Origin of the sequence: Paenibacillus maysiensis (genome assembly GCF_000520815.1) — a bacterium.
Lineage (GTDB): Bacteria > Bacillota > Bacilli > Paenibacillales > Paenibacillaceae > Paenibacillus > Paenibacillus maysiensis.
The window spans coordinates 16,325-31,620 of sequence record NZ_ASRY01000049.1 but is presented as its reverse complement, the minus strand read 5'-3'; the positions used below and the strand labels follow the sequence as shown (position 1 = coordinate 31,620).

Annotated in this window: 15 protein-coding genes; 1 reads left to right on the top strand and 14 read right to left on the bottom strand. The window is 49.4% G+C overall.

What is annotated here, in order from left to right; translation table 11 throughout:
- From L696_RS0103870 to pth, 6 genes are all read right to left on the bottom strand, one after another.
- Positions 1-1,378 (bottom strand): polysaccharide biosynthesis protein (locus tag L696_RS0103870; protein ID WP_025682480.1); only part of this gene is annotated, 1,378 nt, incomplete at its 3' end.
- A 141-nt stretch (positions 1,379-1,519) separates the two neighbouring features.
- Positions 1,520-2,062 carry a stage V sporulation protein T gene (gene spoVT / locus L696_RS0103865; protein ID WP_025682479.1) on the bottom strand — a complete coding sequence of 181 codons (543 nt, stop codon included), beginning with the start codon at positions 2,060-2,062 and terminating at the stop codon, positions 1,520-1,522.
- 167 nt (positions 2,063-2,229) lie between these two features.
- On the bottom strand, positions 2,230-3,348 hold the full coding sequence (locus L696_RS0103860; protein ID WP_025682478.1) for a peptidylprolyl isomerase: 1,119 nt from the start codon (positions 3,346-3,348) through the stop codon (positions 2,230-2,232).
- Positions 3,332-6,859, bottom strand: a complete 3,528-nt coding sequence (gene mfd / locus L696_RS0103855; protein ID WP_025682477.1) for a transcription-repair coupling factor — start codon at positions 6,857-6,859, stop codon at positions 3,332-3,334. Before mfd ends, L696_RS0103860 begins: the two co-directional genes overlap by 17 nt.
- 205 nt (positions 6,860-7,064) lie before the next feature.
- Positions 7,065-7,295 carry an anti-sigma-F factor Fin gene (gene fin, locus L696_RS0103850; RefSeq protein ID WP_025682476.1) on the bottom strand — a complete coding sequence of 77 codons (231 nt, stop codon included), beginning with the start codon at positions 7,293-7,295 and terminating at the stop codon, positions 7,065-7,067.
- Between the two features lie 86 nt (positions 7,296-7,381).
- Positions 7,382-7,942 carry an aminoacyl-tRNA hydrolase gene (pth, locus tag L696_RS0103845; protein WP_025682475.1) on the bottom strand — a complete coding sequence of 187 codons (561 nt, stop codon included), beginning with the start codon at positions 7,940-7,942 and terminating at the stop codon, positions 7,382-7,384.
- A gap of 75 nt (positions 7,943-8,017) precedes the next feature.
- Here pth and L696_RS0103840 point away from each other — a divergent pair, with 75 nt between their 5' ends.
- Positions 8,018-8,218 carry a hypothetical protein gene (locus L696_RS0103840; RefSeq protein ID WP_025682474.1) on the top strand — a complete coding sequence of 67 codons (201 nt, stop codon included), beginning with the start codon at positions 8,018-8,020 and terminating at the stop codon, positions 8,216-8,218.
- 68 nt (positions 8,219-8,286) lie between these two features.
- Here L696_RS0103840 and L696_RS0103835 read toward each other — a convergent pair whose 3' ends face one another.
- From L696_RS0103835 to yabG, 8 genes are all read right to left on the bottom strand, one after another.
- Positions 8,287-9,240 (bottom strand): ribose-phosphate diphosphokinase, encoded by a 954-nt coding sequence (locus tag L696_RS0103835; RefSeq protein WP_025682473.1) that lies wholly within the window; start codon positions 9,238-9,240, stop codon positions 8,287-8,289.
- 59 nt (positions 9,241-9,299) lie between these two features.
- A complete protein-coding gene (glmU, locus tag L696_RS0103830) occupies positions 9,300-10,697 on the bottom strand; it encodes a bifunctional UDP-N-acetylglucosamine diphosphorylase/glucosamine-1-phosphate N-acetyltransferase GlmU (RefSeq protein WP_155985308.1) in 1,398 nt (465 codons plus the stop codon).
- A gap of 346 nt (positions 10,698-11,043) precedes the next feature.
- Positions 11,044-11,331, bottom strand: a complete 288-nt coding sequence (gene spoVG, locus L696_RS0103825) for a septation regulator SpoVG (RefSeq protein WP_025682471.1) — start codon at positions 11,329-11,331, stop codon at positions 11,044-11,046.
- 163 nt (positions 11,332-11,494) lie between these two features.
- Positions 11,495-12,334, bottom strand: coding sequence for a pur operon repressor (gene purR / locus L696_RS0103820; protein ID WP_025682470.1), 840 nt, complete (start codon positions 12,332-12,334; stop codon positions 11,495-11,497).
- A gap of 186 nt (positions 12,335-12,520) precedes the next feature.
- On the bottom strand, positions 12,521-13,375 hold the full coding sequence (ispE, locus tag L696_RS0103815) for a 4-(cytidine 5'-diphospho)-2-C-methyl-D-erythritol kinase (protein WP_025682469.1): 855 nt from the start codon (positions 13,373-13,375) through the stop codon (positions 12,521-12,523).
- A gap of 156 nt (positions 13,376-13,531) precedes the next feature.
- Entirely contained in the window at positions 13,532-13,711 is a 180-nt protein-coding gene (locus tag L696_RS0103810) for a small, acid-soluble spore protein, alpha/beta type (protein ID WP_007428013.1), read from the bottom strand.
- 164 nt (positions 13,712-13,875) lie between these two features.
- Positions 13,876-14,154: a biofilm formation stimulator Veg gene (gene veg / locus L696_RS0103805; RefSeq protein WP_014279033.1), complete on the bottom strand. Its 279-nt coding sequence runs from the start codon at positions 14,152-14,154 to the stop codon at positions 13,876-13,878.
- 200 nt (positions 14,155-14,354) lie between these two features.
- Positions 14,355-15,251 (bottom strand): sporulation peptidase YabG, encoded by an 897-nt coding sequence (yabG, locus tag L696_RS0103800; RefSeq protein ID WP_025682468.1) that lies wholly within the window; start codon positions 15,249-15,251, stop codon positions 14,355-14,357.
- Positions 15,252-15,296 lie beyond the last annotated feature (45 nt).

The following is a 15,296-nucleotide window of genomic DNA, read 5'->3' as shown; positions in this document are numbered from 1 at the left end:
CTGCGGCGAGCATCGCCAAGGCTGGGGCGCGAACTGCCCCCAGCCCTTGCAGTAGCGCCGCCGAGATGATGCTGAGCGTGCCGCCTACAGCGGTTAGCGCCATCCAGCGCATGACTCCGCTGCCGGTGTCGTCCGCATACAGCATCACATTAACGGGCACCGCCAGCACAATTAAGCCTGTCGCGGCGGCTAGTCCCAACAGCCAGAACCAACGCAGCGATTGCTCACACTGGCGGCGTGCCAGCTCCGTGCCGCCCGTTACCCTGGCTTCCGCCAGCGACGGAATGAACAATGCCGACAGCGTGGTGGCAAACATCATCACCAGTTGTACAAGCGGCAGACCTCGGTTATAGACACCGAAGGCCACCATAACCCCTGTATCGTCCAAGCCCTCCTGCTTTAACAAGCGAGGCACCGTAAACGTGTCCACCAAACTAATCAGCGGAACGGCTAGCGCTCCCAAGCAAACGGGCAGGGCATAACGAAGCAATGCCTTTAGCAAAGTACCATAACTCTCTGTCCGGTGGGCTTCTTCAGCCCGTTCCTGCACTGTTCCGGCTGCACTCTCTAGCACACCTGATACGATAGCACGACTGCCGCTCACCAAATCGTCTGGCGTTTTCTCTATAACGCCAGAACGTCCAGACGCAGTCTCCTGTATGCCCATCTGCTCTGTCTTCCCAACAGGGTGTACAACCTGCTCAGACGGCCTCTCTTGCCTTCTGAGCTTCTTCCTGTGGTTACGCCAGAACAGCACCATGACGACCAGACCCGCCGCCCCGCCCGCCGCAGAACCAAAAACAGCCCCGGCAGCAATCATATCGGGTCCGGCTCCTTGCGACAGCATGAGCAGCAACAGCATGATCATCACACCCACCCGTACCGTCTGTTCCGTCACTTGGGAAACAGCGGTCGGGATCATATTTTGCAAGCCCTGAAAATATCCCCTTAGCCCTGCCATAACCGGCACGAACAAAAAGGCAAAGGCCGCCGCCCTCACCGAGGGAATGACATGAGCATTGTCGATCCACTGACTGATCAGCGGTGCGCACGTATACATCAGCACACCCAGAATCACACCAAACATGCCCAATACAAGGGAGGACAACCGGGCTACACGTTGCCCTGCGGCCCGGTTCCCCACCGCCTCATATTCTGCTACAAATTTTGATATCGCTGCCGGAAATCCAGCAGCAGCAATGGTAATCAACAGCGTATAGAAAGGATAAACCGTATTATAAATACCGAACACGCCGTCACCGCCGATATTTTGCAGCGGGATTTTTTGCAATGTGCCGATCAGCTTGCTCGCTACCGCCGCCAGCGTCAAAATGACAGCACCCCGTAGCAGCCGCGAAGCGGCGCGATTTTCCTGCATCGTCCGTTCCCCACTCCTACCTGAAATATGCATCTTTCACGAGTCCTATTATACCGCCTCTTTCTCCGGAAAGAAAAAAACCCTGCAAGACGACAGATGGCTTTCGCCATTCAGTATGTCTTACAGGGTCGGAACGGAGGATTACTGTTCCATTTGTTTGCCGAGGAAACCAGCGGCTGTTTCAGCCATTTTGATCTCCATTTCGGCCATCTTCACGTTTTCGTCCTTGTTCAGCAACACAACGGAACCAATAGGATCACCACCCGAAACAATGGGAGCCGCCACAAAGGACGAAAGTGTTTCTTCGTGGTCTCGGGTCAGCTCATAGGAGCCGCTGGCTGTTTCCAGTACCGTTTTGCGATTATCCATGCTGCCTTCGATAACGCTGCCGACCGGCTTGTCCAGAAACTCTTTTTTGGAGCCTCCGGCCACCGTAATAATGGTGTCGCGGTCGGTGATCATCGTAATATGTCCTGTGCTTTCAAACAGGGACTCAGCGTATTCTTTGGCGAAATCACCAAGTTCACCGATAGGTGAATACTTTTTCAAAATGACTTCTCCGTCACGATCCACAAAAATTTCAAGCGGATCTCCTTCACGAATTCTCAAGGTGCGGCGAATTTCCTTAGGAATAACTACCCGCCCCAGATCATCAATACGGCGAACTATACCAGTAGCTTTCATTTCACATGTTGCCCCACTTTCTCAAGAAGAATTTAGTCAACTACTGACGGTATCGAAAGACGCTTCCGCTCCCCCGGAAGCGGTCACGAAGAACGTCACGGTCATGGTGTTTATGGTGATATCTGACCATAGTATTCATCTGTTCCCAATTCCTTATGCATGTTCAGTTATTTACCTTCGGTTGTAGCTCCGTCCTTGGTTGTTCCTGCTTTGGTATCACTGGTACCACTTGTTGTGCCTCCAGGCGCAGTTGTGCTGCCAGTGCCCGATGGGGTGCCACTTTTCTCTTGCGTAGCAGGTACTTTCGGCAGGTTGATTTTCAAATCAAGCTTCGGTAAATCCTGCGTCATGAAGTTTTGAACGCTTTCCCCCACTAGCTTACTTTTCAAAGCCTCTTTTTCATTATCCTTCAGCTTATCAAATGTAGGCTCATTGCGGGATTCCACCTTAATGATGTGATATCCGTATTCTGTTTCCACCGGCTCACCGATTTTATTGATCGGCTGCTTCTCGGCTGCTTCTTTGAATGCAGGCACCCATTGGGCTACGGATGCATTCTCATACAAACCGCCATTGGAAGCCGAACCCGGATCTTCTGAGTATTTCTTGGCAATCGTCGCAAAATCAGCTCCCCCATCCAGCTTCGCCTTCACTTCTTTGGCCAGCTTGAGAGCATCTTCTTTTTTACGTTCTTTTTTCGTTTTTGGATCTTGGAAATTAATCAGTACATGACGCACGGTTGCTGTCGTGAATTGATCTTTGTTTTTCTCAAATTCCTGTTTCAACTGATCGTCCGTCACTTTGTTTGTCTCACTGCTAATAACAGTCATTATACGGATAAAGTAATCTTTCACATCTTGCTCGGTCAACTTTTGTTCACTTAAAGATGCCTTAAACTTAGCATCACCGAGCGACTTTTTATACTGCTCAAATTGTTCATTCCCATTTTTAGAGCCCTGTTCCTTGGCCTTATCATCTGCCTTGGCAACCAGTAGCTTGTACAACACTTCCTGCTTCGCAACTTGTTCGCGCATCGGTTCAGAGCTAATAACAGACTCATACTCTGGGGAAAGGAATTTAACCATGCTAATTGCACGATTAAACTCATTTTCCGTAATAGTCCCGCCCTTATAGGTTACAACAACCTTGCTGTTGTCCTTCGGCTCGTCCTTGACCTTACTCTCCTCGGCTTGCTTCGTACATGCCGCCAGCACCGATATAGCCAGCACCGCAGCAATGGCCACCGATAGCATTCTCCAAGGTTTTCTTTTATTTGGTTGTGACATTTTGCAGTTCCTCCTTCAATGTGAATGCATCTTTTAGTGCACTCAAAAATTGCTCCAGCAGCTCTAGTATCTGTGGATCATCCAGACCTTTGCCCTTGATGCGTGCGCTCATAGGAGTGCCCTGTTCAAATTGTACACGTCTTTCAAAGCGATTGCCAATCTCCGCAAGTTTGGCGGTCTGTACCGCCTGCTGGCGCCCTTCGTGGAATTTCAACACGATGTTGTCATCCCGCTGGACAATGGACTCAATGCCATACATGCGTCCGTACACCTTGAGACGGGCCACAGCCAGCAAATGAAGCACAGCCTCCGGCAAGTCGCCAAAGCGGTCGACCAGCTCATCCTCCAGCTCCATAGCCTCGTCAAACGTGCTGACTGCCGCAACCTTTTTATAAATCTCAATCTTCTGAATACTGTCGTAAATATAATCTCCTGGCAGGTAAGCATCCACGCCCAAATCAATGGACGTACTCCAATTTCGATTCGACAGATCCTCTTCTCCAAGTACGCTAACCTTACGTTTATTAATTTCCTCAGCCAGCATTTGCGAGTAAAGGTCAAAACCGACGGATGCAATGAATCCGTGCTGCTCTGCACCGAGCAAATTCCCCGCTCCGCGAATCGACAAATCGCGCATCGCGATCTTGAACCCGGAGCCCAGCTCCGTAAACTCCTTGATCGACTGAAGGCGCTTCTCTGCCACTTCCGTCAGCACCTTATCCCGCTGGTACGTAAAATAAGCATAGGCAATCCGGTTGGAACGGCCTACACGCCCACGCAACTGATAAAGCTGGGACAACCCCATTTTATCGGCATCGTGCACGATGAGTGTATTCACATTCGGAATATCTACCCCCGTCTCAATAATGCTGGTGCTGACCAGTACATCGTATTCGCCATCCAGGAAGTCCAAAATGGTCTTCTCCAGCTCGGATTCGGACATCTGACCGTGGCCCACGCCCACTTTGGCATCTGGCACGAGGGCATTGATCTCGGCAGCCATTTCCTGAATGCCCTGTACGCGATTATACAGGTAGTACACCTGTCCTCCGCGTGCCATCTCGCGTTCAATCGCCTCACGTACCAACGTCTGGCTGTGCTCGACAACATAAGTCTGCACCGGAAAACGGTTTTCCGGTGGTGTCTCAATGACCGACAAATCGCGAACCCCAAGCATAGACATATGTAGCGTACGCGGGATAGGCGTAGCCGTTAACGTCAGCACGTCCACATTCGTTTTCAGCTTTTTCAGCTTTTCCTTATGCGTCACGCCAAACCGCTGCTCCTCATCGACAATGAGCATCCCCAGATCCTTAAATACCAGATCCTGCGACAGCAAGCGATGGGTGCCAATGACAATATCGACCGTCCCCTGACGAACCCCTTTAATCGTCTCATTCTGCTCCTTGCGCGAACGGAAACGGCTCAACACCTGAATGTTGAACGGATACCCGGAAAAGCGCTCACGGAACGTCTCATAATGCTGCTGTGCCAAAATCGTCGTCGGTACTAACACGGCCACCTGCTTGCCCTCAATAGCCGACTTAAATGCAGCGCGGATGGCAACCTCTGTCTTGCCGTAGCCCACATCACCACATAGCAAACGATCCATCGGACGGCTCTGCTCCATGTCCTTCTTGATCTCTTCAATCGCCCGAACCTGATCACGGGTCTCTTCATATGGGAACATATCCTCAAATTCCTGTTGTTCCGGTGAATCCTTTTCAAAAGCAAAACCCGGCGCTGACTGCCGTTCTGCGTACAGCTTGATCAAATCATCAGCAATGTCCTGAACCGAGCTGCGAACCTTGCTCTTCACCCGTATCCATTCATTTCCGCCCAGCTTGTAAATCTTAGGTTCCTTGTCCTCTGAGCCGACATACTTCTGAATTAGGTCAATCTGCTCAATCGGTACAGACAGCTTATCGCCGCCCGCATAGAGAATGTGCATGTAATCCTTATGGATACCGCCAACCTCCAGCGTACCGATCCCCATGTACTTCCCGATCCCGTGATTCTGGTGTACGACATAGTCGCCCACCTTTAGCTCGCTATAGCTCTTAATCCGTTCTGCGTTGTCCACATGGCGGCCCTGCTTGCGTGCTTTGCGCTGCTTTTGCGAGAACATTTCGCCCTCGGTAATCACTGCCAAATGAATAGATGGCATCTCAAAACCGCTTTGCAAATTGCCGATAGCCATCGTTGGCTCATCAATACCGTAATCCTGAAGCACCCGGCGCATCCGATCCAGCCGCTCGTCTCCACTCGCCAGCATCATAACCTGTATGCCCGCCTTGCGCCAGCGATCCATTTCCGCCTTGAGCACATTCATTTGACCGTGGAAATCCTGCATGCCCCGGCAGATGAAATTTAAAATATTTTGCGGCTGCGTATGCGGAACCTGACGGAGAAAGATCGACAGGAACAACGTCTGGAACCTCCGGTTATACAGCAGATTATCCGCGTTATCCGACAGCTCTAGCTGCGGTAACGTTTTACCGTTTTGAAGCAAATGCAGATTCCACTCGGACTCATCCCGTTCAAGCTGCTTGGCTGTTTCCAGCATCCGCGCCGGCTCGTCAATGATCAGAATGGTGTCTTCCGGCATGTAATCTGCCAAGGTTTTGCGTTCGGGATACAACAGCGAGATATATTTATAGATTTCGTCAAAATACACATGCTCCCGCAGCAGCTCAATTTCGCGGTGAATCTCCTCTTTCAGATGCAGCTTGGCCTGACGGTCTGTCATTTTGCCCAGCTGCTCCTCCAACAGAATCGCAGCGGCATCTGCCGCCTGATCCATACGAGCGCTATCCGCGATGACTTCCTTACACGGCGTTACGATAACTTCCTGAACCTTTTCCACCGAACGCTGATCTTGCGGGTCGAACATACGGATGGAGTCAATCTCGTCATCAAACAGCTCCACGCGGTAGCCCCAACGGGTTGTCATCGGATAAAAATCGATAATCCCGCCACGGACACTCATCTCTCCACGTGATTCTACACGCTCCACCCGCTGGTATCCCATCTCGACCATATGCAGCAAAAACGGCTCCAGTTGAATCGTTTCGCCTTCTCTCAGCTCGATTCGGGCTTCACGCCACGTCTCTGGGAGCGGCAGCAAACGCCGGACACCAGAAAACGGCACGACAACAATCCCACGAAAACCCTGGGCGCATCGTATCAATACCTCAATTCGTTGGGATAGCGTCTCCGGGCTGGATATGGCGGCTTCAGCAGCCACCAGCTCATTCGAGGGGTACAACAAAACCCGTTCAGCAGGAAGCGCTTCCTGCAAATCATCTGCTATTTTCTGAGCGGCAAACATGTTGTGCGTCATGACCATGATCGGTCGTCCGGTATCTTCGGCGAGCGCAGCCATCAGTACCTGTCGGGAAGAGCCTGACAAACCAGATATGAGCTGTTCCTTCATGCCTGATGATATACCTGCTGCAATGGATGCATAATCAGCATCCTTGGTAAAAGCCTGAATAAGTGCTTGTAACAAAAAAGGCACCCCTTTATGCTTATAAATAGTTGCATGTAAATTTATTCACAATAACGGCATGTAACTGAATAGCAACAAGTATTACACGCTTACTCTGGAGAAAGCAGCAAACCGAAAAAGAAGCCTCAGCAATGCTGCCAAGGCTCCATAAGCGGGATTGCCGCTTCACCTCTCAAGCTGGTACATGAGACCAGTTGAATACCTGTTATTGGAGCGGATTTACGAGCAAGCTTAGCTCCGGATTATTTTCCAGCGCCTGGTTGCAATGCTCGCAAATGACTTTGACGGTCACTTCACCGCCCGAATTATACGCTATTATATCTCTACGTTCGGCAGGGGTCAAGGAATGGAAGCCCAACCTTTCTTCGGTTATTGCAGCGGAATCAATCCGTCCCAAGAAAGTTCGACAATGTCTGCATACATAATTCACAATCATGTAATGTATATGCCTCCTGAAAGTTTTCTATACCTTTCAGTATGTCCAACAAACTTCCATTTAAGCCCATCCTGCCTGTTCAGACCTTACTTATTGAATTCAGCCATGGTCCGTTCAAAAGGATGGTCCAAGCTGTATTCCAAAGCATCACACGTGTCCTCTATCATTCCAGCCAGCATTTCCTTCTCCTTCTTAGGAAAGGTTCCCAGAACGTAGTCCACAATGGCGTATCCAGGCTCAGGGCGGGAAATACCCATACGAACCCGATTAAAGGATTGTGTACCCGTATGCTGGATAATCGACTTGATTCCGTTATGACCGCCTGCGCTGCCTTGATACCGGAGTCTTATTTTGCCAACCTCTGTATCCAGATCATCGTATACTACGACCAAATCATCCATATCCGCCTTGTAATAGTCCATATAAGCACGCAGAGACTCGCCCGAGAGATTCATATAGGTCATCGGCTTGATCAGCACGGTTTTTACTCCACCAATATGTCCTTCTCCAATCAACGCCTTGCATTTGCTTTGGTTAATCTGGATGTTATGACGGGCGGCCAGAGCATCCAGCGCCATAAATCCAACATTATGTCTCGTTTTTTCGTATTGGGGACCGGGATTGCCCAATCCAACAATCCACTTCATAAACCGCGACACCCTCTTTCGAAGTCTTGATTTTTTGGTAAAATAGTTATACTGAACAGGAAGGTGCGTGCTGGTATGCTCAATCAGGGTGATATCCTCTTATATGACAGCCATTTTCTATATCATTTAAAACATTCGGTTCCTGTGCAAGTCTATGACGGGAATGTACATATCCAGATTGGCATCATTGCGCGTTTTAACGAGCATTTTGTCGAAATGGAGGACACGCTATACAATCGTCAGCGCTTCACATTTATATCCAGACCGGGCTTTTAGCCTGACATGCTGATAGGGGTTACCTTTTCCAGTTGGAAGAGGCAACCCCTTTTTTAATGAGCCAGCGCTTATTCGATTTCAAACAGTTTGCTGATTGACAATTCCTCATGCACACGGATAATGGCTTCTCCCATTAATGGGGCCACAGATAATACCTTCAGCTTGCTTGTCGGATTGGGGTGAACGATCGGAATGGTATCCGTCACGACCACCTCTTTTAACGGTGAATTCTCCAATCTTTCCATAGCAGGCCCGGAGAGTACGGCATGCGTACAGCACGCATACACGTCCGTTACGCCGCCTTCCTTGAGCGCATTCGCGCCCAGCACGATGGTTCCCGCCGTATCAATAATGTCATCAATCAGAATAGCGGTTTTACCCTCAATATTCCCGATGATGTTCATCACTTCACTAACGTTCGGCTCAGGACGACGTTTGTCGATAATAGCCAGCGGGGCATTCAGGAAATCCGCTAACTTCCGCGCACGCACAACACCGCCGTGGTCAGGGGAAACGACAACCGGATTTTCAATCTGCTTCGAACGGAAATACTGGGCCAGAATTGGCGCGCCGAACATGTGATCCACCGGAATATCAAAGAATCCCTGAATTTGCATCGCATGCAAATCCATACTGATTACACGGTGAGCACCCGCTTTTTCAATCAGGTTAGCGACAAGCTTCGCCGTGATCGGATCACGCGAACGTGCTTTCCGATCCTGACGGGCATAGCCGTAATATGGCATAACGACATTAATGCTTTTGGCGGAAGCCCGCTTGAGTGCATCGACCATAACCAGTAACTCCATCAAGTTGTCGTTAACTGGCAGACAAGTCGACTGCACAATGTATACGTGGCAACCGCGCACACTTTCAGACAGCTTGATTTGGATTTCACCGTCACTAAACGATGTGGTATGGGATTCCCCCATTGGAATTCCGATGTAGTCCGCAATCTGGTGGGCCAACTTCGGATTGGAGTTACAAGTAAATATTTTGAGTTTGGAATCGCAATAAGTCATTTATAGAAACCCTCCGTGCTGATTCATTCATTACAGATCCAACAGCTTGCTGATTAAGGTTATTCCGATCTTTTCTTCTTCGCTTTGGCACGCGCGCGAATTTTATCCGCATATCCGGCTTTGTTCTCTTGACGCGGTCTGGCAATGGCCAGATCGTTATCAGGGACAGCATGTGTTACGGTGGAGCCTGCTACGACATAAGCACCTTTTCCGACCTTAATCGGGGCGATCAGGTTCACATTGCTGCCAATAAAGGCATCATCTTCAATTTCTGTAATAGATTTATTATATCCATCATAATTAACCGTTATTGCCCCGCAACCGATATTAACGTTTGTACCCACCTTGGCATCACCGACATAGCTCAAATGAGACACCTTGGAATGATCACCAATAGTCGCATTTTTCACCTCAACAAAATCACCAATCTTCACATGCTCGCCCAGCTTCGCACCCGGACGCAGGTAGGCAAATGGACCCACAGATGTACTGCTGCCCACTTCAGCTTCGTTCAACACCGAATGTTTCACCGTTGCGCCCGAATGAATCAGGGTATCCTGAATTTCAGTCTGCGGACCAATCACACAATCTTCGCCGATTTGCGTTTGACCGCGCAGCCACGTGTTCGGGTACAGCATTGTATCGGAACCAATGACAACCTCACTCTCGATGTAGGTAGAGGATGGATCAATGATGGTCACACCGTTCAGCATATGCTTGCGCACAATGCGTTCTCGCATGTATCCCTCAGCCACTGATAAAGCGACCCTGTCGTTCACACCGATGGATTCCGACACATCATCTGTTAAATATGCCTCAACCTTCTCGCCTTCGCCATGCAAAATACCAATGACATCTGTCAGGTAGTATTCCTGCTGTGCATTGGTGTTGGTTACTTTGTCCAACGCTGCGAACAGCTTGGCATTATCAAAGCAATACGTTCCCGTGTTGATTTCCCGAACAGCATCTTCCTCAGGTGAGCAATCCTTCTGCTCCACGATCTTGAGCACTGCTCCCCCAGCATCACGGATAACCCGGCCGTATCCCTTAGGGTCGTCCAGCTCAGCGGTCAGAATCGTTGCGGCAGCTCCCCGACTCTCATGTAGCTGCACCAAGCCCTCCAGCGTTTCCGCTGTAATCAAGGGGGTGTCGCCACAGATGACGATGGTCGTACCTTTCTCCTGACCGAGCAAGTCTTTGGCCTGCTTGACAGCATGCCCCGTTCCCAACTGCTCTGCCTGAAGCGCATATTCTGCCGACGGTCCCAAATAAGACTGTACCGCTTCCGCACCGTGACCCACGATCACCACACTGCGGGACACTCCGATTTCACGAACCGTGTCGAGTACATGACCGACCATCGGTTTCCCGCATACCGGATGCAGAACTTTATATAATTTGGATTTCATACGTTTTCCCTGCCCTGCGGCAAGAATGACTGCCAACCTTTCCAACAAGTCCAACCTCCTATCCTGAAAATAACAATTTCCCTTTGGCTAAAACGTCAATTTCCAGATCAGATTTTTGCTTAACTTTTCACAATCCTCCTGAAAAATAACGGCGAACCTTTAGTTAATGGCTATTTTTTCAGGCCAGCTTGTGCTGGACATTCATCCCCGGGACGCATTGCTGCTTGATCCCTGTCTTATGAAAAAGTCGCTTCGGCAGCCCGGATGGCTCCAAGTTGCCTTAAAACTGACTGTTAACTCATTAAAGAATATATCTCATTCCAGACAAAAAGAAAAGAGAGCCACAGTTTGTGGCCCTCTTTTTCTTTTGTACCCCAATCTTGCTTTAGGCGAATTAAGCACCTTCTTCAATAGCTACTTCTTCATCCACCGCCGCGCGTTCGTACTCAGTCAGTACAGCAACCTGGATCTTCTCCCGGGTTCCTGAAGATATCGGATGAGCGATATCGCGAAACTCTCCGTCCGGAGTGCGTTTGCTAGGCATAGCCACGAACATCCCGTTATTACCGTCGATAACTCGAATGTCATGAACAACAAACTCGTTATCAATCGTAATGGATGCAATCGCCTTCATTCTTCCTTCTGAGTTAACTCGGCGGAGTCTAACATCCGTAATCTGCATGTGTGTTTCACCACCTTTTTCCAAATAGGACTTGGTGTATACATTCCACACAGCATTTCGAATTCCTTCTTTTTTTGGACAAATCGTATCCTAAATTCAGGTAATTTTTTTGAAAAGATTTCTTTTCGACATATTTAGGTATCTTTTGATGAATTGTGACATTTTACTGACCTGTAGATTCATCAAAATAATTCCCCAGCTTGACTGTAATTTGCTTGCTTCGAGAATCAACCGCGGTCAGATTCGCCAGTGAAATATAATCGTGCAGCAAGCGTTCTCCATTCTCCACCTCGCCCGATTCTACCAGCACACCTACTCCGGCTACCTCAGCATCAAATTCAGCCAGCAAGTCGACCATGCCCTGAATCGTACCGCCTGCCTTCATAAAATCATCCACGATGAGTACACGTGATTTCTCGCGCATCGCACGTCTGGACAATGACATCGTATGCAGGCTCTTTTGTGATCCTGAGACGTAATTAATACTCACTGCCGAGCCCTCCGTCACCTGATGGTCACGCCGTACGAGGACAACTGGCAAGTTTAGCTGTGCTCCAGTTGCATATGCAAGCGGAATGCCTTTGGTTTCCACCGTCATAACCACATCGATCTGTCTGTTGGCAAATGCAGTAGCGAATATTTTACCCGCCTCATTCATCATTGCCGGTTGGCCCAGCAGATCCGACAGATACAAATACCCTCCGGGTAAGATGCGATCCGGCTGCTCCAACTGGGCACACAGGTCATTCGCAAATGTGAGCGCATGCTGTCTGGACAGTCTTGGGATCAGCTTGACGCCTCCTGCCGCTCCCGCCAACGTCAGAAGCTCACCAATACCTTCATCCTCAAATACTTCCTTGATAATGGCCAGGTCTTCGCTTATAGACGATTTAGCCGCCCCATAACGATCCGCAAAATGCGTAAGAGGCACCAGCGTGTGCGGCCGTGACAGCAAAAATTGTGTCATTTCCACCAATCGTGAGCTTCTTTTAAGTTTTTTCACAACAATTCCTCGCGATCTATTCTTCTCCTGCCGCCCGCTTCGTACAGTAAAAGCACCGGCGGACTAGCCCGGCTGCTGGCGGAATGTAAATGGTATAGTAAAATCCGAATATTTAATAGTAAATATATCATCTTCGTACGTATTTGTACAACAAATACCACTAAAATTAGAAATAAATAACCAAAATCAGGTCAAAAGTCGTACTGCGTATACATCCTTGCAAAATCCTCTGAGTCCGTTATAGATACGCGGTACTTTGGCTTCCTTCGACACCAGCCCGAACACCGTAGGACCACTGCCTGACATCAGCACCCCATCCGCTCCCAGTCGGATCATGGAGTTTTTAAGATGCTCCACCTCCGGATACAGCTTGAGTGTGACATCCTCCAGTACATTCCCGAGCGCATTACATACATCGGTAAAGGAAGCGTTACGGATCGCTTGCTCCATCTGCCGGGCAGACGGATGATGCATGATCTGATCCGCTTTGACGCGTCCGTACACTTCAGCCGTCGATACATTAATCGGAGGCTTCGCGAGAATCACCCAGCATTGGGGTGGATTCGGAAGTGGCTTAAGCAATTCCCCGCGCCCGCTCGCTAAAGCTGTACCGCCTGTAATACAGAAGGGCACGTCAGAGCCAAGCTCTGCGCCCAGTACTCTTAATTCAGCGTCCGAGATGCCAAGCTTCCACAGCTTGTTTAGCCCACGCAGCGCTGCCGCGGCATCACTGCTTCCGCCTGCCAACCCTGCGGCTACCGGGATATGCTTGTCCAAATGGATATGCACGCCCGTAGAGACATCATAACGTTCCTTAATCAGACGCGCGGCCTGAAAAGCTAAATTTTTCTCATCTAGCGGTATGTACCCGGCTTGGCTTGAAATAATAATCGTATCACGCGGTAGCTCAGACATCGTCAAACGATCAGACAGATCGACCATGGTCATAATCATTTCGACCTCGTGATACCCATCATCCCGCTTACGTAATACATCAAGCATTAAATTGATTTTCGCCGGTGCTTTTTCGTATATTTTCAAGGCGTTCACCCACCTTCAACTTTTCCCTCAAGACAGCTTAACATATTATATCAGACTCAGCCTGTCAAGTCATGAGGTTCAAAAAAGCGGAGATCACCCGGTACGAACCAGATATCCCCGCTTTTTCATCAGTTACTATCGAAGCACTAACGATGGCTACGATTTGCGGGAAGCTGCCTGCTCTGCAAGCTGAATGGCCCGCTTAACCATATTGCCCGCATCCTTGGCTTTAATGCCTCCCCAGCCCTCTTCCTTGACCGTATCGTAAAATCCAAGATCCTTAGCCAGCTCATACTTAAGCTCTTCCGACATGACACTTCGTCTTCTTCGACTCATGCATACGCCTCCTTCGGCAGTGGAATAAGGAAGATCATTCCCGCCTTAGTATGCGCAGAGACGCGATGCTTCATCCTGCCCTATACATACAAAACGGCCTCGTCATTTGAAATGACGAAGCCGCCGTTAAACCTGCAAAGCCGGTATAGATTACATAAAATCAATTAAGGTGTGTCAAAATATTCGACACTTGTATGGGAGTCGGGATCATATACAGTAACTTCCACCGACTCAGTAAGAATGTCAGCATAGCTGTAGGAGACACGTTTGAACGTTTGTTGCTCCTGATCCAGCTTGACGATAAAAACAGAAGGGTACGTTTCTTCCAAGACACCAGTTCGTTCGACGGTCTTACGGCGTCCGCCGTTAGCCCGCAGCAAAATTTTTTGCCCTACATGTGCGTCGAGACTGCGTTTGATTTCCAACAGCGTATTTTTAGCCATTGCCTAACGACCACCTCTTTCCTTGTCCATTATAACGAATTTTAGAGACAATGTCAAATCAAGCTAAATATTATATCAACACGAAAAATAATTTGTCAATTTAATTTTTCGCGAACAGGAATATGCGTATAAAAATGCCAAAAAGCCCCTGTAACCAGAGGCTTTTTATCCACGCAAATCCTATTCAACAGGTTCAAACCCTAGATTGCAGAAGGCGTTACTTTAAGAGTCGACAAATTTTCGAGCTTGGGCAGACCGATGCGATAGCTTCCCCGCGTTTCAATACCGCCCACGCCACGGCTGCCGCTGATCGTCTGATGAAACAAGTCACCCATGTTGACTGTATCACGAATCGACGTAAAGGCTACCTTGGCAGCCACATATACCGGGTCCAGCGCGTGAATCAGGATGCGCCCTGGCGAACTGGCAAAGTTCGCTCCAGCACGCAGCAGCGCTTCAAAATGGGACTGACATGCTCCCGCCACAATCGTCAGTGAATCCAGATGACGCTCATATTGTCTCGCTACCTGGATCGCCGCCACAAAATTTTGCGAATTTTTATAGCTTTTCAGGCTATATAAATCATAAGGCTGCGGCTGCTTCAATACCCCGTCGTGTCCGGTAATGACTACGACATCTGGGCGAATACGGGGAAGCAGCCGATACAACGTGTCGGCCATAGCCGATTCATGTACATGATGCCCCTCTGCGGGAACGCGGAGTTGCTCATATAGGCTGAGGCATTTTCCCAAATAGGCGGCATCCCCATCCAGATGAAGTACCTTGCCGGGCATTTCAAAATACGTCGACTCCACCGGATCACTCCACTCCCCGATCAAAGCCGCCTGACTACGGGCTGCTTGCTTCTGCCGTGCCTGCTGCAACAGATTGAGAGACTCATCCGCCTTAATATGGGCTTGCCGTGTCTTCCCGCTAATCTGATCAGCAGGCACCTTGACCAGATCGTTCAAGGGGGAATCGGCAAGCAACCGAAATTCCGTACCCTTAATGATCGCTTTATCCCGCTGGATGTCCTCAACGCGAAACGTGACATCTCCGCCGTACGATTTTCGAACGACCAAGTCCCCTAAAATCATCACACTGTATCACCCCTCCCATATCGTATGGGTGAATGCACAGTT